An 18,088-nucleotide genomic window follows, 5' to 3' on the forward strand; every position below is an offset into this window, starting at 1 on the left:
TGCCCGCCGAGCGGTCGGGATACGCTCGGCCGCGATGACTACGGACCAGCCCGCACCTCGCAGACCGCGCGTCGCCATCGTCTTCGGCGGCCGCTCCTCGGAGCACGCGGTCTCCTGTGCCACCGCGGCGGGCGTGATGGGCGCCATCGACCGTGAGGCGTACGACGTCATCCCGGTCGGGATCTCGCGGGACGGCCACTGGGTGCTGGCAGACGCGGACCCCGAGCTGCTGAGCCTGACGCCCGAACGCAGTCCCGAGGTGGCCGGGCACGGTGCCGGCGTCGTGGTGCCGCTGGCGACAACGGACCGGACGCTGACCGCCCTCGAGCCGCAGCAGGTGCCCCGGAGCCTCGGCGAGGTCGACGTGGTGTTCCCCTTGCTGCACGGCCCGTTCGGGGAGGATGGCACCATCCAGGGAATGCTCGAGCTGGCCGACATCCGGTATGTCGGGTCCGGCGTGTTCGCGTCAGCGGCGGGCATGGACAAGCACTTCATGAAGGTGCTGTTCGCAGGCGCCGGGCTGCCCGTCGGACCGTACGCCGTCATCACGGACGCCCAGTGGACGCGGGACAGAGCAGCGGCCCTGGACGCCGTCTCCGCGCTGTCGTTCCCGGTGTTCGTCAAGCCTGCGCGCGCCGGCTCCAGCATGGGGATCTCGAAGGTCTCGACGCCGCAGGCGCTCGAGGCAGCCGTCGAGCTCGCCCGCGAGCACGACCCGAAGGTCATCGTGGAGCAGGGGATCGTCGGGCGCGAGATCGAGTGCGCGGTCCTGCAGGGGCGCGGCACGGACGGCCCTCGGGTGTCGCTCGTCGGGGAGATCGAGGTGACGGCCGCCGGTGGGCACGAGTTCTACGACTTCGAGGCGAAGTACCTCGACGACGGTGCCGTACTCTCCTGCCCCGCCAAGGTGCCGGACGCCGTGGCGGCGGAGGTACAGCGACTCGCCGGTGCGGCCTTCGATGCGCTCGGGTGCGAGGGGCTGGCACGGGTGGACTGCTTCTACACCGACGACGGCCGGGTGCTGATCAACGAGATCAACACCATGCCGGGGTTCACCCCACACTCGATGTACCCACAGATGTGGGAGGCGACCGGGTTGTCGTACCGCGACCTCATCGACGAGCTGATCCAGCTGGCGCTGACCCGGCCTGTCGGGCTGCGCTAGGCCCACTCGTCCACAGCGGCAGCGTCAACCTCAGCGGCGAGGTCAGTGGCAAGATCAGTGGCACGATCAGTGGCACGATCAGTGGCACGGTCAGCTGCAACGACGTCCGTTCCCGGGCAGCGCCTCCGCGACGGCTCGGAACGCCGGCAGCAGCAACGGCTCCGGTTTGTAGGCATCGGGCACGAGCACCTCGAGGGCGGGGGTGCGGCCGAAGGTCGTGAACCTCACCCCGTCGCTCAGCGGCTCGGCGACCCAGTCGACGCCGTCTACCGCCAGGCACTCCTGCTCGGTGGGCCCCAGGGCCGGCCAGCCGCAGGTCGCGATGATCGCCGGGTCGCCCCAGGCGGCGGCGTCGGTCCGCACCGCGGGAGCCTTGACGGTGACCGGGCGAGCAGCACGGCCCCCGACCGTGGCAGGCCACTTCGCCGTGGCGGGCTCGCACTCCTTGGCATGGGGTGGAGGGCTGACCCTCACCGAGCTGGAACAGGCGGACAGAACACCACCGGCGACCCCGAGGACGAGGAGGCCGGTGGTCAGGCGCCCTGCCCGGGGGCGGGCGCCGGGCAGCACGAGGTCAGACGTGGACGACGGTGCAGGTCAAGGTACGGGTGATGCCGGGGACGTCCTGGATCTTGGCGATGACGAGCTTGCCGAGCTCGTCGACGGTGTTGGCCTCGACGCGCGCGATCACGTCGTAGGGGCCGGTGACGTCCTCCGCCAGGACCACCCCGGCAATGCCGGCGATGGCCTCGGCCACGGTCGCCGCCCTGCCGACTTCGGTCTGGATCAGGATGTAGGCCTGCACCACCACGAGCTACCTCAGCTTTCCGGTTGGCCGGGACATCGGCGTCCCGAGAGAACCCGACCGCGGCGGAGCCCGCGGCCAGGGCAGACGCTACCGTGCCCGTGTCCCACCCGTCTCCCCCGGGGAGCCTCGAGGAGGTCAAGTGATGGTCACGGCCCGGCGCACGTTGGCGCAGGTCTCCGAGTCGGCTCTGCTGGCCCAGATCCTGCCGTTCTTCGTTGGGCATGACGCGGTCCTCGTGGGGCCCGGCGACGACGCCGCGGTGCTCGCGTCCGACGGGGCGGTGGTCGCCACCACCGACTCCATGGTTCGGGGCCGGGACTGGCTGGACGAGTGGTCCTCCGCGCCGGACGTGGCAGCCAAGGCGCTCACGCAGAACCTCGCGGACGTGGCCGCCATGGGCGCCGTGCCCACCTCCATCCTGGTGAGCCTCATCGCCGACCCGCAGACCCCGGCGGACTGGGCGGTCGACTTCGCGCGAGCGCTGGGCGAGGGTGCCCGCGGGGCCATGGTCGCCGTGGCCGGGGGCGACCTGTCGTCGGCCGGACCGGGAACCGTGGTCGTGTCGCTGACGGCTCTCGGTGACCTTCAGGGCCGCCCGCCGGTCCTACGCAGCGGTGCGCGCGCGGGTGATGTGCTGGCCGTCTGCGGGACGCTCGGCCGCTCCGCCGCGGGTCTGTCGCTGCTGCGCGCCGGCGTGGACCCCCACGAGCGGCACGGCGGGACGAGGCAGCAGTGTCTCGAGCATCATCTGCGACCGCGGGCCCCTCTGGCAGCGGGGCCCCAGGCGGCGGTCGCCGGGGCCACGGCGATGCTCGACGTGTCGGACGGCCTACTGAGGGACGGCGCTCGGCTCGCCGATGCCAGCGGGGTGCGGTTGGCCCTGGAACGCTCGTTGCTGGCGCCATACGCCGCTGCCCTTGAGCCGGCCGTCGGCGACGCGGCGTGGGACTGTGTGCTGGCCGGGGGAGAGGAGCACAGCCTGCTGGCGACGTTCCCCGGGGGAGTGCCCGAGGGCTGGCGCCGGCTGGGCCGCGTCGAGGCCGGTTCCGGCATCACCCTCGACGGCCGAGCCCAGGAGCCCCGCGGCTGGGACCACTTCGACCCTTCCGGTTCGAGGTAGAACGCCGGTGACCACCGTCGTGCTTCCCTCGAACCGGAGGGTGGGGCGGGGTTGGGGCGGCAGGAGGGCGAGAACAGCGAAGCCGACCTCCCGGGTGGGAGGCCGGCTTCGGTATGCCGGGGGCTGAGTCAGGTCAGCGCTTGACCTTGCCCGCCTTGAGGCACGAGGTGCAGACGTTGAGCCGCTTCGGAGTCACGCCCGCGTCGCCCACCAGCGCCTTGACGCGCTGGATGTTGGGGTTCCAGCGACGCTTGGTGCGGCGGTGCGAGTGCGAGATGTTGTGACCGAAGCCCGGTCCCTTGCCGCAGACGTCGCAGTTGGCAGCCACGGGTGTTCTCCTGAACTAGATGCGTACGAAACCTGAGATCCCCCTCTTCCTCGGTGCAGGCACGGGCCAGCCACGCAGAGGTCCACGGGAACCGGTCAAGCGTAGCCGAGGTGTGGCGCAACGGCCAAAACGAGGCTGGTGACGGCACCGGGGACTAGCCTGCCACCGTGCTCGATGCCCTCTCCGCCGTGGATGCGCGGCGGTGGGCCGTGCTCACCCGGGCGGCCTTCGCCGCGCGCCGCGCGGAGATCGACGCGCTCAACGTCTACCCGGTGCCGGACGGCGACACCGGCACCAACCTCTACCTGACGCTCGACGCCGCCCTCGACGCGGTCCGCACCGAGCACGAGCGTGCCGGCGTCCTGGGGACCGCCACCCTCGGGCAGGAGTGCTCGGCCCTGTCTCGCTCCATGCTCCTGACCGCTCGGGGGAACTCGGGGGTGATCCTGAGCCAGCTCGTCCGCGGGTTTGCGGAGGCCGTCGCGCACAGCGGTGTAGTGGCGGCCGACGCCGCCGTCATCGCCGACGGTCTGCGCAGAGCCAGCGAGCGTGCCCACGCGAGTGTGACGCGGCCCACCGAAGGCACGATCCTCACCGTGGCGAGAGCGGCCGCAGAGGCCGGGACGGCCGCCGAGGGCGACGGCCTCGTCGCCGTGACGGAGCGTGCACTCGACGCGGCGACCCGGGCGTTGAAGGCGACCACCGCGCAGCTGCCCGCGCTCGAGCAGGCAGGCGTCGTGGATGCCGGCGCCGCCGGCTACGTCCTACTGCTCGAGGCCCTGGCTCGGGTGGTCCATCAGGACGGCGCCCACCTGGGGGAGCGGATAGAGCCCTTTGCGGACGACCCCTCCCTTCGTCGTCGCAAGGAGTGGGGCCAGGTCGGCGCAGTGGTGCACCCGTTCGGGAGCACCGACGCCGCCGCGGGCGTCCCGGACGGCGTCCCCGGCGGTCCGGCATACGAGGTGATGTACCTGCTGCGGGACAGTGACGAGGCGCGGGTGGCGGTGCTTCGCCAGACCCTCGACGACCTGGGCGACTCGCTCCTCGTGGTGGGCGGCCCGGACCTGTGGAACGTCCATGTCCACGTGGAGGATGTGGGGGCCGCCATCGAGGCCGGGCTGGATGCCGGGCGCCCGTACCGGGTGCGGGTGACCCACTTCGCCGACCAGCTGGCGCACCGCAGACCCGCCACGGGCGTCGCGGTGGTGGCCTGCGCGGCTGGTCCCGGGCTGCGCGACGTCTTCACCCAGGCCGGCGCAGTCGTCGTGTCCAGCGGGCCCGGGCGGCGGGCCTCGGCCGGTCAGCTCCTGGACGCCGTCCGCGCCTGCCATGCCCTGGCCGTCATCATGCTGCCCAACGACCGGGACACCGAGATGGCGGCGCAGGCTGCGGCGAGCGCCGCGGAGCAGGACGGCCTCGACGTGCACCTCGTGCGGTCGCACACGGCGGTGCAGGGGCTGGCGGCCCTCGCGGTGTTCGACCCGACCCTCAGCGCGGCCCGCAACGCGGCGCAGATGAGCCATGCCGCGGCGGCGACCCGGCACGGCGCGGTGGCGGTGGCCGACAAGCAGGCGCTGACGAGCGCCGGTCCCTGCCAACCGGGTGACGTGCTCGGCGCGGTCGCCGGCGACGTCGTCATCGTCGGCCACGACCTCGCAGAGGTCGGCTCCGACGTCGTGGCACGGCTCCTCGCCGGCGGGGGCGAGCTCGTCACGGTGGTCGGCGGGGCGCAGGCACCGGAGGGTCTCGCCGGCGAGGTCGGCCGCCGCATCCAGCTGGCCCATCGGGACGTGGACGTGACCGTGATCGACGGCGGGCAGCCGCACTACCCCCTGCTCGTGGGAGTCGAGTAGGCGTGGTGGACGAGAGCACCCGCCTGTCCGCGGTGGTCTCCACGGCGGCTCCGCGCCTGGCCAAGGAACGCGACCTCCACACCGTCGGCGACCTGCTGCGCTACTGGCCCCGGCGTTACAGGAGCAGGGACGCCGACCTGTCGGCCCTTCACGTCGGCGAGTACGTCGTCGTGGTGGCGGACGTGAAGCAGGCGGTCACGCGCCCGATGAGGAACCGCCGGGGCCGCATCCTGACGGTCACCATCACCGACGGCTCCTTCGACATGGAGGTGACCTTCTTCAAGCCCTACGGGCACGAGGAGCGGCTGGTGCCCGGGGCGCGGGCCGTCTTCGCCGGCGAGGTGAGCCGGTACGGGCAGAAGTGGCAGCTGGCGCACCCCGACTACCAGATCCTTGCTCCGGAGTCTGAGGGGCTGGACAAGGACCGCGGCCTGATCCCCATCTACCGGCGCGTCCCCAAGCTGCAGAACTGGACCATCGTGGACAGCCTCAACCTGGTCTTCGACCAGCTCGGGGACGTGCCCGACGTCATCCCGGCGGACGTGCGCCGCCGTCGACGGCTGCCCGACCGGCTGGAAGCGTTGCGGGGGATCCACCAGCCACGGGACTGGCCACACGTCCAGGCGTCCCGGCGGCGGCTGCGCTACGAGGAGGCCTTCGTCCTGCAGACGGTGCTGGCAAAGCGCCGGCGGGAGCAGGCACTGGAGAAGACCGTCGCGCGGCGTCCCCGGGAGGGGGGGCTGCTGGCCGCCTTCGACGAGCGTCTGCCGTTCGACCTGACCCAGGGGCAGCGCGAGGTGGGCGACGTGCTGGCCAGCGAGATGGCCCGCGACACACCGATGCACCGGCTGCTCCAGGGCGAGGTCGGCTCGGGGAAGACCGTGATCGCGCTGCGGGCGATGCTGGCCGTGGTCGACGCCGGAGGTCAGGCCGCGCTCCTGGCGCCGACCGAGGTTCTCGCAGCCCAGCACCACCGGTCCGTCACGCAGATGCTGGGAGACCTCGCCGAGGGCGGGATGCTGGGCGGCAGCGAGATCGGCACCCGGGTCGCCTTGCTGACCGGCTCACAACCCACGTCAGCGCGCCGCCAGGCGCTGCTCGACGTCGCCTCGGGTGACGCGGGCGTCGTCATCGGCACGCACGCGCTGATCCAGCAGGACGTCTCCTTCTTCGACCTCGCGCTGGTCGTCGTGGACGAGCAGCACAGGTTCGGCGTGGAGCAGCGAGATGCCTTGCGGGAGAAGGGAAAGCAGCCGCCGCATGTGCTGGTCATGACGGCCACGCCGATCCCCAGGACTGTGGCTATGACCGTCTTCGGTGACATGGAGACCTCCACGCTGCGCGAGCTGCCGGCCGGTCGCTCCCCGATCGCGACGCACCTGGTGCAGGGGGGCAACTCGCGATGGGTGGAGCGGACCTGGGAACGGGTGGGCGAGGAGGCGCGGCAGGGCCGCCAGGCGTACGTGGTGTGCCCTCGGATCGGCGGTCCGGTGGACATCGGCCCGAGTGGGGCCGCTCCGCAGGAGGAGGAGATCGTTGACACGCCACCCGAGCCCGAGGACGTCCTGGACCGGACGGAGGACCTGCGGGACAGGTCGGAGGACACGCAGGACAGGGCCGAGCCGCGCGAGTGGGCCAGCGTCTACGCCGTGGAGGCGGCGCTGCGGCGGCTGCCGGCGCTGGCGGGCCTCGACATCGGGGTGCTGCACGGCCGGCTGTCTCCGGAGGAGAAGGACCTGGTGATGGGACGCTTCGGCGGCGGTGAGATCGACGTGCTCGTGTCGACCACCGTGATCGAGGTCGGCGTCGACGTGCCGAACGCGACCGTGATGGTCGTCATGGACGCGGACCGTTTCGGGGTGTCCCAGCTGCATCAGCTGCGTGGCCGGGTGGGCCGAGGACGGCATCCGGGTCTGTGCCTCCTGATGACCGACACGGAGGCCCAGACCGCGCTGGAGCGGCTCGCCGCGGTGGCGGGAACCACGGACGGTTTCGAGCTGGCCCGGCTCGACCTCGAGCAGCGCCGGGAAGGCGACGTCCTGGGCTCCCGGCAGTCCGGCGGGCGCAACCAGCTCGAGTTCCTGTCCATCCTGCGCGACGAGGAGCTGGTGGAGCAGGCGCGCGAGGACGCCGTGGCGGTCGTCGAGGCCGACCCGCTCCTGGCACGTCATCCGGAGCTGGCCGCGGCCGTCGCGGACCGCATCGACGAGGAGCAGGCGGCCTTCCTCGAGCGCGGGTGAGCGGCACACGGCCTTCTTCGAGCGCGGGTGGCCTTCACTGACCGCGCATCCCGCGGGCGGCCACAGCATGACCCCGTCTGGCTCGGTGCTCAGTCCTCGTGACGCGCCCGCCGCACCCCTGGGCGGCAGGCTCACCGCGCCATACGCTGGGGCCGTGCTGCTGGCCTATGACGACGACGGTTCCGGTCGCGCCGTCCTGCTGCTTCACGCCGGTGTGGCTGACCGCCGTATGTGGGACCCGGTCGTGCCGTCTCTGAGCCACAGCTTCCGAGTGGTCCGACCGGACCTGCGCGGGTTCGGTGAGACCCCGTTGCCGCCCGAGGAGTATGCGGACGCAGACGACCTCGACGCGCTGCTGGACAGCCTGGGGATCACCGATGCGGCTGTCGTGGGTTCGAGCTTCGGTGGCCGCGTGGCGCTGGAGCTTGCCACGCTGCATTCGGCACGGGTGTCGTCCCTCGTGCTGCTGTGTACCGCGTTGCGTGGCGTCGAGCCGACCCCCGATGTCCTGGCCTTCGGCCAGGAGGAAGGGCGCCTGCTGGAGGCGGGCGACGTGGACGGCGCGGTCGAGCTCAACGTCCGGACCTGGCTGGGCCCCGAGGGCGACGACTCGGCACGCCAGCTCGTGGCCTCCATGCAGCGGCGCGCTTTCGAGGTACAGCTGGCGGCCGACGTGCTGGTCCCGCGTCCGGTGCAGCGCACGGTCGAGGTGCGCCCCGAGGACATCTCGGTCCCGACGACCGTCGTGTCCGGCGGCCACGACCTCCAGCTCTTCCGCGACGTCGCTGCCCGGCTGGCACGGGAGGTGCAGGGTGCCGACGCCGTGGAGCTGGCGTGGGCCGGGCATCTGCCATCCCTGGAGCGCCCCGACGCCGTCCTGGCCCTCCTGCTCGACGTGCTGCGCGACGACCCGACCGTCCACGCGCCCTGACCATCGGCGCCGCACAGGAGCATCAGCCGCGGCGCTGTACGGTGCCGCAGTGACCCGGATCATCAGCGGTCGGGCTGGAGGGCTCCGGCTGGACACTCCGGCTGGTCCGAACACCCGGCCGACCAGTGACCGTGTGCGAGAGGCGCTGTTCTCGCGTCTGGAGCATCTGGAGGTGCTCAGGGGCGCCCACGTTCTGGACCTGTACGCGGGGTCGGGAGCCCTGGGCCTCGAGGCGGCGAGCCGCGGGGCGGCGAGCGTGCTACTCGTCGAGGCGGACCGGGGCGCCGCAAAGGTCACCCAGGCGAACGCAAGGGCCCTGGGACTGCCCGGGATCTCGGTACGACATTCCTCGGTGTCCCGCGTCCTGGCGGGCCGACCGGGCACTCCCTGCACGCTCGTGTTCAGCGACCCGCCGTACGACCTCAGCGAGGACGCGCTCGCCGACGACTTCACCGCGCTGGTGGAGAACGGGTGGCTCGTGCCCGAAGCCCTCGTCGTGGTGGAGCGGTCGTCACGCTCGCCGGAGCCCCGGTGGCCCGGCACGTGGGAGCGCGAGGCCGAGCGCCGCTACGGCGAGACCAAGATCTGGTTCGCGGGTCGGCGGCATCCCGGCGAGGTGGCCTGACGACCTGACCGTTCAGCCGCGTCGCCATGGGCCGGACGGGTGGCACCGCCGCAGGTGAGAGGCTGGGGCCATGACGCACCACGACATCCCCCGACCCACCCAGGGTGATGTGGTCGACCTCATCCTGGACGACCACCGCCTGTTCGAGAGCCTGCTGCGCGACCTGCGTGACGCCACGGCGGACCGCGAGGCCGCCCGCGCGGTGCTCGCCGACATCCTCATCGCCCACGGGGAGGCGGAGGAGGAGAAGGTCTACAACCAGCTGAACAGCAAGCGCGCGATCACCAAGGAGGAGGCCGACCACGGTGAGGAGGAGCACGCTGAGGGGAACGAGAAGCTGCTCGCCCTCCTGGAGTGCAAGGGCACCGACACCCAGAAGTTCGACGACGCCGTCGAGGCGCTCGCCACCGCTCTGAACCACCACATCGGCGAGGAGGAGCAGACCATCCTCAACCCGGCCCGGACCGAGGTGTCCGAGCAGGTGCGGCGCGACCTCGGGACGGCGTGGGTGACCCTGCGCAACCGGCTGCTGGACGACGGTGCGGGCGCCGTGGAGAACGTGCGGAGGATCGTGGCTCGTGCCCATCGCGAGGGGCTGCTCCCTGCGGACGACGACGAGGAGTGAGAGCGGTGTGGCGGCACCTGCGCTGCTAGGTTGCCGCCTGTGAGCACTCCGGCGGCCAGGCGATGCGTGTGCCCAGGCTCCTACGACCCCGTGACGCTGGGCCATGTGGACGTCATCCGGCGAGCGGCAGCGCTGTACGACGAGGTCGTCGTGGCCGTCCTGCACAACCCGGCCAAGCGAGGCACGTTCAGCCCACAGGAGCGTCGGGAGCTGGTCATGGCCTCCTGCGGCGACCTTGCGCAGGTGCGCGTCGAGATCTTCGCCGACCGGCTCCTTGTGGACGTCTGCCGGGAGCTGGGCGCCGCCGCCATCGTCAAGGGGGTGCGCGGTGGCAGCGACTTCGCCTACGAGCTCCCGATGGCGCTGATGAACCGCCACCTCAGTGGTGTGGAGACGGTGTTCCTGCCCGGGGACCCACGGTTCGAGCACATCTCCAGCTCGTTGGTGAAGGAGGTCGCACGCTATGGCGGCGATGTCGGCGGCCTGGTCGCCGACGAGGTGCGTGACGCCTTGTCGGCAAGGCTCCACGGGCACTGAGTCGGCGCCATACCGGAGGTCGGTGACAGGCACGGGCACACGATGCAGGACGGCCCAGGGGACGGGTGCAGGAGGCAGTCCAGGCCCGGACGGACCGGACGCCCCGGCTCGCATTTGGGCGAGGGGGTCGTGCTCGGGTAACCTCGTGCGTCGGTCTACGTCCTTCGTCTGGCGCAGGCCGATCCTTCGACGTCTTCTGGAGCCATGGACCACCTCAACCCCCGATCGCCGCTGGTCTTCGACACCACGGCACTAGGTCGGCGACCCGGTTCGATGGAGCGCCTCCGGCGTACGGTCGATGCCCCTGTCGACTTCGGCACGGACGTCATCGCCGTCCCGCAAGGGGCGCCGGTCGAGCTGGAGCTGAGGCTCGAGTCCGTCGTCGAGGGCGTCCTGGTCACCGGCTCCGTCACCGCCCGCGCCACCGGGGCCTGCGTGCGGTGCCTGGACCCGGCCACCCACGAGGTCGTTGCGGAGTTCCAGGAGCTGTTCGCCTACGCCGACCGCGTGGCACACCACCGTGAGGTGGGTGACGACGACAGCGAGACCCAGGAGCACAAGCTCGACGGCGTTCTGTTCGACCTCGAGCCGGTGCTCGTGGACGCCGTGGTGCCGGCACTGCCGTTCCAGCCGGTGTGCCGGGACGACTGTCCCGGGCTGTGCTCCGAGTGCGGAGCGCGGCTGGCCGACGACCCCGGCCACCGGCACGACGTGATCGACCCACGCTGGTCAGCGCTCACCGCGCTGACCGCCGACTCCCGCACCACCACCCTGAGCAACACCGAAGAGAAGAGGAACTGACGTGGCTGTCCCGAAGCGGAAGATGTCGCGCTCCAACACCCGTTCGCGCCGCGCGAACTGGAAGACGACCGCGACCACGCTCACCACGTGCCCCCAGTGCAAGGCTCCGACGCAGCCGCACGTGGCCTGCCCGTCGTGCGGCACCTACAAGGGCCGTCACTACACGCCGGCCGAGCGCACCGAGCACCAGGGCTGAGCGAACCCGAACCGCGCGTGACCTCTCCTGCGTCCCCCGCCGGGGACAGCGCGACGCAGCGGCCCGTCGAGGGGTTCGCCCACCACCTCACCGAGGTGGTGGGAAGCCCGATCGACGAGTCGCTGCTTCTGCGCGCCCTGACGCACCGCTCCTACGCCTACGAGAACGGCGGTCTCCCGAACAACGAGCGGCTGGAGTTCCTGGGCGACTCCGTCCTGGGTCTCGTGGTGACGGACACCCTGTACGCCGCGCATCCGGACCTGCCGGAGGGGCAGCTGGCCAAGCTCAGGGCTGCGGTCGTCAACATGCGGGCCCTCGCCGACGTGGCGCGCACCCTGGGTGTCGGCGACCAGGTGCTCCTCGGTCGTGGCGAGGAGAGCACGGGGGGCCGCGACAAGGCCTCGATCCTCGCCGACACGATGGAGGCGGTCATCGGGACGGTCTACCTCTCGGCGGGCATGTCGGCGGCGGCCACGCTGGTCCATCATCTCCTCGACCCGTTGATGGCCCAGAGCGCGACGCTCGGCGCCGGGCTCGACTGGAAGACCAGCCTCCAGGAGCTGTCTGCCGCCACCTCCCAGGGCGTGCCCGAGTACCGGGTCGAGGAGGAGGGGCCCGATCACGCGAAGACGTTCCACGCCCAGGCGCTCGTGGGCGCGGAGGTCCTCGGGTCCGGCACCGGGCGCTCCAAGAAGGAGGCCGAGCAGAAGGCTGCCGAGCTGGCCTGGCGCGCGCTCAGCGACCTAGCCGCGGGCGACGCCGGTGGGGACTCAGACGTGACGGTCAGCCCGGAGGACGCCGCAGCGGGCTCGCCCTCCTAGGTGAGTCGCGACATACGCCATGCCTGAGCTGCCCGAGGTCGAGGTCGTCCGGCGCGGTCTGGCCGCCCATGTCGTGGGCCGGACCTTCGCACGCGCCGAGCTCCGCGGCGCGCGGGTCGCCCGCCGACACACGCCCGGGCCACTGGATCTGGCGCTGCGCCTCGAGGGGAACCACGTAGAAGCGGCCCGGCGCCGTGGCAAGTACCTCTGGCTGGTGCTGCGTACGCCCGACGGCTCCCGTCAAGGTCTCGTGACGCACCTCGGCATGAGTGGGCAGCTGCTCGTGGAGCCCGCGGACGCTCCTGAAGAGAAGCACCTGCACGCCCGGTTCTCCTTCACCGACGGCGACCCCGAGCTCCGGTTCGTCGACCAACGCACCTTCGGCGGGATGGCGCTCGCCGAGCTCACGGACGCGCGGGTCCCGGAGTCCATCGCCCATATCGCCCCCGACCCGCTGGAGGAGGCGTACGACCAGGCGAGCGTCGTCCGGCGGATGAAGTCGCGTGACTCCGCAGTGAAGCGGGCGCTGCTCGACCAGTCGCTGGTGTCCGGTGTCGGCAACATCTACGCGGACGAGGCGCTGTGGAGGGCGCAGGTGCACGGCGAACGGGTGTGCTCGGCGCTGACCGGGGCCACGCTGAACCGCATCCTGGACCACGCGCGTGAGGTCATGGTGGCAGCGCTCGGCCAAGGAGGGACGAGCTTCGACGCGCTCTACGTCAACGTCAACGGCGCCTCGGGGTACTTCGACCGTTCCCTGCACGCGTACGGGCAGGAGGGTCGGCCCTGTGACCGGTGCGGCGCCCTCATCCGTCGGGAGCCGTTCATGAACCGCTCCTCGTTCTCCTGCCCACGCTGCCAGCCGCGTCCCCGGCGGCGCCCTGCCGCGATGCGGCCGCCGGCTGTTGGCGGTAGGACAGGAGAGAGGTGATGGGGTATGCGCGAGGACGAGCCGGCGCGGGCCGCGATCTGGGTGCACGGGCGGGTGCAGGGCGTGGGGTTCCGGTGGTGGGCGCGGGCGCGCGCCCTCGAGCTGGGCCTCGTCGGCTACGCCCGTAACACTCCCGACGGGCGGGTGGAGATCGTGGCGCAGGGGCCACCCGACAAGGTCCGTGAGCTCGTGCGGCTGCTCGAGGAGAAGCCGACGTCGCAGCGGCGTCCGGGGGACGTGACCACCTGCGTGACCAGCTGGGGGCCGGCGCGTGAGGGTCTGGTGGACTTCCTGGAGAAGTAGCTCCATTGACCCCGGGTTGACCGCCTGTCACCCTGAGAGACGGCCCCCAACAGCGGATACCCCAGGACGGTACGTGCACCGCCTGTGGAAGGAGTCAACATGGCCAAGGCCCTGGTCGGCTACCGCGTCGCCTACGACCAGAGACTGATGCTCGAAGCGCTCGAGCTTCGCCGTCGCGTGGCGGACCTGGAGCATCTGGTGGACCGCCTCCAACGGGACAACGACCAGCTCCGTGAGGATCTGAGACAGCCGGACGTCGTCGGCGCCGGCGCGCCTACGATTGCCGGGTGACGCAGCCCGCCTCGACGCCCTCGGAGCTCGTGCGGCTGCGCGCCAGCATCGACAACATCGACGCCGCGCTGATCCATCTGCTCGCCGAGCGGTTCAAGTGCACCCAGCAGGTGGGTGAGCTCAAGGCCCGAGAGGGTATGCCGCCTGCTGATCCGGCGCGTGAGGAGGCCCAGATCGCGCGCCTGCGTGGGCTGGCCGACGAGGCGGGCCTCGACCCGACCTTCGCCGAGAAGTTCCTCAACTTCGTGATTGCCGAGGTCATCCACCATCACGAGGCCATCGCCCACGGCTGAGCCCCGCCCTTGTGCCCGAAGTCTGGGACTTCGGGGTGACACGCCGGTATGGAGCCCGAAGTCCCAGACTTCGGCACGGCAGGGCTGCAGTCCGAAGTCCCAGACTTCGGGGTGACACGCCGGTATGGAGTCCGAAGTCCCAGACTTCGGCGGGGCAGGGGTCGCGGCGCGCCGTGGCTGGTCGTCGAGGTCCCTGGGCGTGATCTTCCCCGCCGGTACAGTGAGCGCGGTCCGCACCGCCGACGAGAGACGACTGACAGCGCATGTATGTCAAGAGCCTGACCCTGAAGGGCTTCAAGTCCTTCGCCTCGGCCACCACCATGCGACTCGAGCCCGGCATCACCTGCATCGTCGGCCCCAACGGCTCCGGCAAGTCCAACGTCGTCGACGCGCTCGCCTGGGTGATGGGCGAGCAGGGTGCCAAGAGCCTGCGCGGCGGCAAGATGGAGGACGTCATCTTCGCCGGGACTGCCGGGCGCGCTCCGCTGGGCCGGGCAGAGGTGACCCTGACGATCGACAACACCGACGGCGCCCTCCCGATCGACTACACCGAGGTGACCATCGCCCGGACGATGTTCCGCAACGGGGGCTCCGAGTACGCCATCAACGGCACGGCCTGCCGGCTGCTGGACGTCCAGGAGCTGCTCTCGGACTCGGGCATCGGCCGGGAGATGCACGTCATCGTGGGCCAAGGTCAGCTCGACGCCGTGCTCCGGGCCACGCCGGAGGAGCGCCGGGGGTTCATCGAGGAGGCCGCCGGGGTCCTCAAGCACCGCAAGCGCAAGGAGAAGGCGCTTCGCAAGCTGGAGTCGATGGAGGCGAACCTCACACGGGTCAACGACCTGACGGGGGAGATCCGCCGACAGCTGGGTCCGCTCGGCCGGCAGGCAGAGGCGGCCCGCAAGGCCGCGGTCGTCCAGGCCGACGCACGCGACGCCCGGCTGCGTCTGCTCGCGGACGACCTTGTCCAGCTCACCTCCACGCTGGAGCAGGAGGTGGCCGACGAGTCCGCCCTCATCGCGAGGAGGAGCGAGCTCGAGGAGAGCCTGCTGGCGCTGCGGAGCCGGCTGGCCACGCTCGAGCAGGAGGCCCACGACGCGGCGCCGGAGCTGGCGCGCGCGCAGGACCGCTGGTTCGCCCTTCAGCAGCTGCGCGACAAGCTCGGCTCGACCGAGGCGCTCGCGGGGGAGCGTGTCCGTCTGCTCCGGCAGGACACCCAGGACGAGCAGACCTCCGGACGCGACCCCGAGGAGCTGCGGGCGCAGGCGGCCGAGGCGCGACGCCAGGAGGAGTCCCTCCTGGCCGAGGTCCGCGAGGCGGGTACCGCACTGGCTGCCGCGGTAGCGGCGCGCGAGGCGGCCGAGCAGGCGTACGCCGCCGAGCAGCAGCGCCTTCAGCGGCTCGCCCGTGCGGCGGCCGACCGTCGGGAAGGTCTCGCCAAGCTGGCCGGTCAGGTGGCGGCACGCCGCAGTCGGATCGAGGCCGGGGAGGCCGAGATCGGCCGTCTGCGCGAGGTCGTGGCCGCGTCCCTCGAGCGGGCTGCGGCAGCGGAGAACGAGTTCACGACCCTGGAGACCTCGGTCGCCGTCGACGAGGAGGGCGAGGAAGGCCTGGACAGCGCCTACGAGAGGGCGGCGGCGCGACTGGCCTCGGTCGAGGCCGAGGTGGAGCAGCACCGAGACGCCGAGCGTGCCGCAGAGCGCGACCGCACCACTGCGGTCGCCCGCCTGGAGGCGCTCGAGCTGAGCCTGTCCCGCAAGGACGCCGCCGCCACGCTGCTGGCCGCTGCGGACGCCAGCCACGGCATCCTCGGCTCGGTGGCCTCCCTCGTGCAGGTCAAGGGCGGTTACGAGGCCGCGGTCGCTGCGGCGCTGGGCTGGGCCGGTGACGCCCTCGCCGTGCAGAGCACCGACCATGCCGCGCGCGCCCTCGCGAGCCTGCGCGCCGACGAGGCGGGGCGTGCGGCGTTCCTCGTCGGCCAGACCGCGCGCTCGAGCGACCCCTCGTCGTGGCCGGCCCTCGACGGCTCTGCCGTCTGGGCGCGAGATGTCGTCGAGGCCCCCGCCACCGTGCGTCCCGCCGTCGAGCAGTTGCTGGAGCGGGTCGCCCTCGTGCCGGACCCGACTCTCGCCGCGTCCCTGGCCGCGAGCGCAGACGTCACTGCCGTCACGGCTGATGGCGACGTGTTCGCCCCAGGATTCGTCCGGGGCGGCAGCAGCAACGCGCCGAGCCTCATCGAGATCCAGTCAGCCGTCGACGAGACTCGCGACCGCCTGACGGAGGCCACCCGACGCGGGGAGCAGGCGCGCTTCGCACTCGCGACGGCGGTCGAGCGTCAGCGGGTGGCCGCGGACGAGGTCGAGGCTGCTCTGGAGCGCCTGCACGAGTCCGACGCCAAGATGGCCGCGGTGGCCGAGCGCCTCGGGCACCTCGGGGGCACCGTCCGGTCGGCCCGGGCCGAAGCGGAGCGGACCGAGCGCGCCATCGCGGACGCCGGCGCAGCCCTGGAGGCCGACCGAGCGGAGCTCGCCGGACTAGTGGAGCGGCTCGACGAAGCCGGCGTCGAGCCGGGGGAGGCTCAGGATCCCTCCACCGACGAGCGCGACCGGCTCGAGGTCGAGGCGAGACGGGGACGCACGGTGGAGACCGAGCTGCGGCTGACGCTGCGTACCAAGGAGGAGCGCGCTCGGGCGCTCAAGGGGCGGGCCGACTCTCTCGAGGGCGCGGCGCGTAACGAGCTCGCGGCGAGGGAGCGGCTCGCGGCCCGGCAGGAGCGCCGCCGCCGCGAGGCGACGGTGGCGGAGGGGGTCCGCCGGGGTGCCGCGTACGCCGCCACCATCGTCGCCTCGGCCCTGGACCGGGCTGCGGCGCAGCGGGCCCAGAGCGAGCGGTCCCGGACGGAACGGGACGAGCTGCTCAGCCGAGTGCGTCGTGAGGCGACCGTGCTCCAGGACGAGCTGCGCGACCTGACCGACACCGTGCATCGCGACGAGGTCGCTCGGACCCAGCAGCGGCTGCGGATCGAGGCGCTGCAGGCGAAGGCCCTGGACGAGCTCGGGATCGACCCGGCCGTTCTGGTGGAGGACTTCGGACCGCACCAGCTCGTCCCGTCCGTCGGCGGACCCGAGGACGACCCCGGCGCGCTGCCCGAGCCGGCGCCGTTCGTGCGCGAGGTGCAGGAGAAGCGGCTTCGCAAGGCTGAACGGGCGCTCAGCGCCTTGGGGAGGGTCAACCCGCTGGCCCTGGAGGAGTTCGCCGCCCTCGAAGAGCGGCACAAGTTCCTCACCGACCAGCTGGAGGACCTCAAGAGGTCCAAGCGCGACCTCCTCGACATCGTCCGCGAGGTCGACGAGCGGGTCGAGCGAGTCTTCACCGAGGCGTTCCACGACACTGCGGCGCAGTTCGAACAGGTCTTCGGTCGCCTGTTCCCGGGGGGCGAGGGCCGGCTGACGCTCACCGACCCGGCCAACATGCTGACCACCGGCATCGAGGTCGAGGCGCGGCCGCCCGGCAAGAAGATCAAGCGGCTCTCGCTGCTCTCCGGTGGCGAGCGCTCCCTGGTCGCGGTAGCGCTGCTCGTGTCCATCTTCAAGGCCCGCCCGAGCCCGTTCTACATCATGGACGAGGTCGAGGCCGCGCTCGACGACGCGAACCTCGGCCGGCTCATCACCCTCTTCGAAGAGCTGCGTGACTCGAGCCAGCTCATCGTCATCACGCACCAGAAGCGGACCATGGAGGTCGCCGACGCCCTGTATGGCGTGTCGATGCGTGGCGATGGCGTCACCACCGTCGTGTCGCAGCGGATCCGGGACGTGGCGGCCAAGACCGCCTGAGCCGTGGTGGTCACCGCGGCGGGTCGATTTGAGCCTGGCTCCCGCGCAAGGCACCCTTGGGCCATGGTTCCTCTCATCATCGCGATGCTGCTGTGCGTCGGTCTCGCCGTGGCCGTCGTGGCGCTCGTCGCCGTGCCGGCCCGCCGCGAGGGCCGTGACCTCCTCACGCCGCAGGGCGAGGAGATCGTCGCCCTCGTGCGGGAGAAGACCGAGACGACCATCGACAAGACGGGCGACGTGCTGACAGCCACGCGCGACAAGGTCGCCGAGACGGTGACCTCCGTGGCGTCCAACGGTGACGAGGCTGAGCGCCGCCAGGTCAGCTGAGCCGCCCGTCGGCCCAGGTCAGTGCCACTTTGCCGCCAGCGCCCATGACATTTGTCATGG

Annotated in this window: 20 protein-coding genes; 17 read left to right on the plus strand and 3 right to left on the minus strand. The window is 71.9% G+C overall.

Annotated features, from left to right (window positions below; translation table 11 throughout):
- The first annotated feature begins 34 nt into the window (after window positions 1–34).
- Window positions 35–1,165, plus strand: coding sequence for a D-alanine--D-alanine ligase family protein (locus PHA84_RS13175; protein WP_270888573.1), 1,131 nt, complete (start codon window positions 35–37; stop codon window positions 1,163–1,165).
- 90 nt (window positions 1,166–1,255) lie between these two features.
- Here PHA84_RS13175 and PHA84_RS13180 read toward each other — a convergent pair whose 3' ends face one another.
- On the minus strand, window positions 1,256–1,735 hold the full coding sequence (locus PHA84_RS13180) for a DUF3515 family protein (RefSeq protein ID WP_333742311.1): 480 nt from the start codon (window positions 1,733–1,735) through the stop codon (window positions 1,256–1,258).
- Window positions 1,736–1,739: 4 nt separating this feature from the next.
- The gene (locus tag PHA84_RS13185) at window positions 1,740–1,973 is read right to left on the minus strand and encodes an Lrp/AsnC family transcriptional regulator (RefSeq protein WP_270888574.1); all 234 of its coding nucleotides are present in this window, start codon (window positions 1,971–1,973) and stop codon (window positions 1,740–1,742) included.
- 142 nt (window positions 1,974–2,115) lie between these two features.
- Here PHA84_RS13185 and thiL point away from each other — a divergent pair, with 142 nt between their 5' ends.
- Complete coding sequence (gene thiL / locus PHA84_RS13190; protein WP_270888575.1) at window positions 2,116–3,093, plus strand: thiamine-phosphate kinase; 978 nt, start codon at window positions 2,116–2,118, stop codon at window positions 3,091–3,093.
- Between the two features lie 133 nt (window positions 3,094–3,226).
- On the opposite strand, the gene rpmB is transcribed toward thiL, so the two are convergent.
- Complete coding sequence (rpmB, locus tag PHA84_RS13195) at window positions 3,227–3,421, minus strand: 50S ribosomal protein L28 (protein ID WP_056922510.1); 195 nt, start codon at window positions 3,419–3,421, stop codon at window positions 3,227–3,229.
- 167 nt (window positions 3,422–3,588) lie between these two features.
- Here rpmB and PHA84_RS13200 point away from each other — a divergent pair, with 167 nt between their 5' ends.
- From PHA84_RS13200 to PHA84_RS13270, 15 genes are all read left to right on the plus strand, one after another.
- The gene (locus PHA84_RS13200) at window positions 3,589–5,274 is read left to right on the plus strand and encodes a DAK2 domain-containing protein (RefSeq protein ID WP_270888576.1); all 1,686 of its coding nucleotides are present in this window, start codon (window positions 3,589–3,591) and stop codon (window positions 5,272–5,274) included.
- A gap of 5 nt (window positions 5,275–5,279) precedes the next feature.
- Window positions 5,280–7,514 (plus strand): ATP-dependent DNA helicase RecG, encoded by a 2,235-nt coding sequence (locus PHA84_RS13205; RefSeq protein ID WP_333742313.1) that lies wholly within the window; start codon window positions 5,280–5,282, stop codon window positions 7,512–7,514.
- Between the two features lie 154 nt (window positions 7,515–7,668).
- Window positions 7,669–8,445 carry an alpha/beta fold hydrolase gene (locus PHA84_RS13210; RefSeq protein WP_270888578.1) on the plus strand — a complete coding sequence of 259 codons (777 nt, stop codon included), beginning with the start codon at window positions 7,669–7,671 and terminating at the stop codon, window positions 8,443–8,445.
- Window positions 8,446–8,494: 49 nt separating this feature from the next.
- Window positions 8,495–9,070: a 16S rRNA (guanine(966)-N(2))-methyltransferase RsmD gene (gene rsmD / locus PHA84_RS13215; RefSeq protein WP_270888579.1), complete on the plus strand. Its 576-nt coding sequence runs from the start codon at window positions 8,495–8,497 to the stop codon at window positions 9,068–9,070.
- 70 nt (window positions 9,071–9,140) lie between these two features.
- Window positions 9,141–9,695, plus strand: a complete 555-nt coding sequence (locus tag PHA84_RS13220; protein ID WP_270888580.1) for a hemerythrin domain-containing protein — start codon at window positions 9,141–9,143, stop codon at window positions 9,693–9,695.
- A gap of 39 nt (window positions 9,696–9,734) precedes the next feature.
- Window positions 9,735–10,232: a pantetheine-phosphate adenylyltransferase gene (coaD, locus tag PHA84_RS13225; RefSeq protein ID WP_270888581.1), complete on the plus strand. Its 498-nt coding sequence runs from the start codon at window positions 9,735–9,737 to the stop codon at window positions 10,230–10,232.
- A 204-nt stretch (window positions 10,233–10,436) separates the two neighbouring features.
- Window positions 10,437–11,033 carry a YceD family protein gene (locus PHA84_RS13230; protein ID WP_270888582.1) on the plus strand — a complete coding sequence of 199 codons (597 nt, stop codon included), beginning with the start codon at window positions 10,437–10,439 and terminating at the stop codon, window positions 11,031–11,033.
- A 1-nt stretch (window position 11,034) separates the two neighbouring features.
- Window positions 11,035–11,229, plus strand: a complete 195-nt coding sequence (gene rpmF, locus PHA84_RS13235; protein WP_270888583.1) for a 50S ribosomal protein L32 — start codon at window positions 11,035–11,037, stop codon at window positions 11,227–11,229.
- Window positions 11,230–11,246: 17 nt separating this feature from the next.
- Window positions 11,247–12,050, plus strand: coding sequence for a ribonuclease III (rnc, locus tag PHA84_RS13240; protein ID WP_442952889.1), 804 nt, complete (start codon window positions 11,247–11,249; stop codon window positions 12,048–12,050).
- Between the two features lie 19 nt (window positions 12,051–12,069).
- On the plus strand, window positions 12,070–12,981 hold the full coding sequence (gene mutM, locus PHA84_RS13245; protein WP_270888584.1) for a bifunctional DNA-formamidopyrimidine glycosylase/DNA-(apurinic or apyrimidinic site) lyase: 912 nt from the start codon (window positions 12,070–12,072) through the stop codon (window positions 12,979–12,981).
- A 6-nt stretch (window positions 12,982–12,987) separates the two neighbouring features.
- Window positions 12,988–13,284 (plus strand): acylphosphatase, encoded by a 297-nt coding sequence (locus PHA84_RS13250; RefSeq protein ID WP_270888585.1) that lies wholly within the window; start codon window positions 12,988–12,990, stop codon window positions 13,282–13,284.
- Window positions 13,285–13,383: 99 nt separating this feature from the next.
- Window positions 13,384–13,575 carry a hypothetical protein gene (locus tag PHA84_RS13255; protein WP_270888586.1) on the plus strand — a complete coding sequence of 64 codons (192 nt, stop codon included), beginning with the start codon at window positions 13,384–13,386 and terminating at the stop codon, window positions 13,573–13,575.
- The gene (locus tag PHA84_RS13260) at window positions 13,572–13,868 is read left to right on the plus strand and encodes a chorismate mutase (RefSeq protein ID WP_270888587.1); all 297 of its coding nucleotides are present in this window, start codon (window positions 13,572–13,574) and stop codon (window positions 13,866–13,868) included. The genes PHA84_RS13255 and PHA84_RS13260 overlap by 4 nt, the downstream gene beginning before the upstream one ends.
- Window positions 13,869–14,131: 263 nt before the next feature.
- The gene (gene smc / locus PHA84_RS13265; RefSeq protein ID WP_270888588.1) at window positions 14,132–17,701 is read left to right on the plus strand and encodes a chromosome segregation protein SMC; all 3,570 of its coding nucleotides are present in this window, start codon (window positions 14,132–14,134) and stop codon (window positions 17,699–17,701) included.
- Window positions 17,702–17,764: 63 nt separating this feature from the next.
- Window positions 17,765–18,028 (plus strand): hypothetical protein, encoded by a 264-nt coding sequence (locus PHA84_RS13270; protein WP_270888589.1) that lies wholly within the window; start codon window positions 17,765–17,767, stop codon window positions 18,026–18,028.
- Window positions 18,029–18,088: the final 60 nt, after the last annotated feature.

Origin of the sequence: Pedococcus sp. 5OH_020, assembly GCF_027812955.1 — a bacterium.
In the GTDB taxonomy this organism is placed as follows: domain Bacteria; phylum Actinomycetota; class Actinomycetes; order Actinomycetales; family Dermatophilaceae; genus Pedococcus.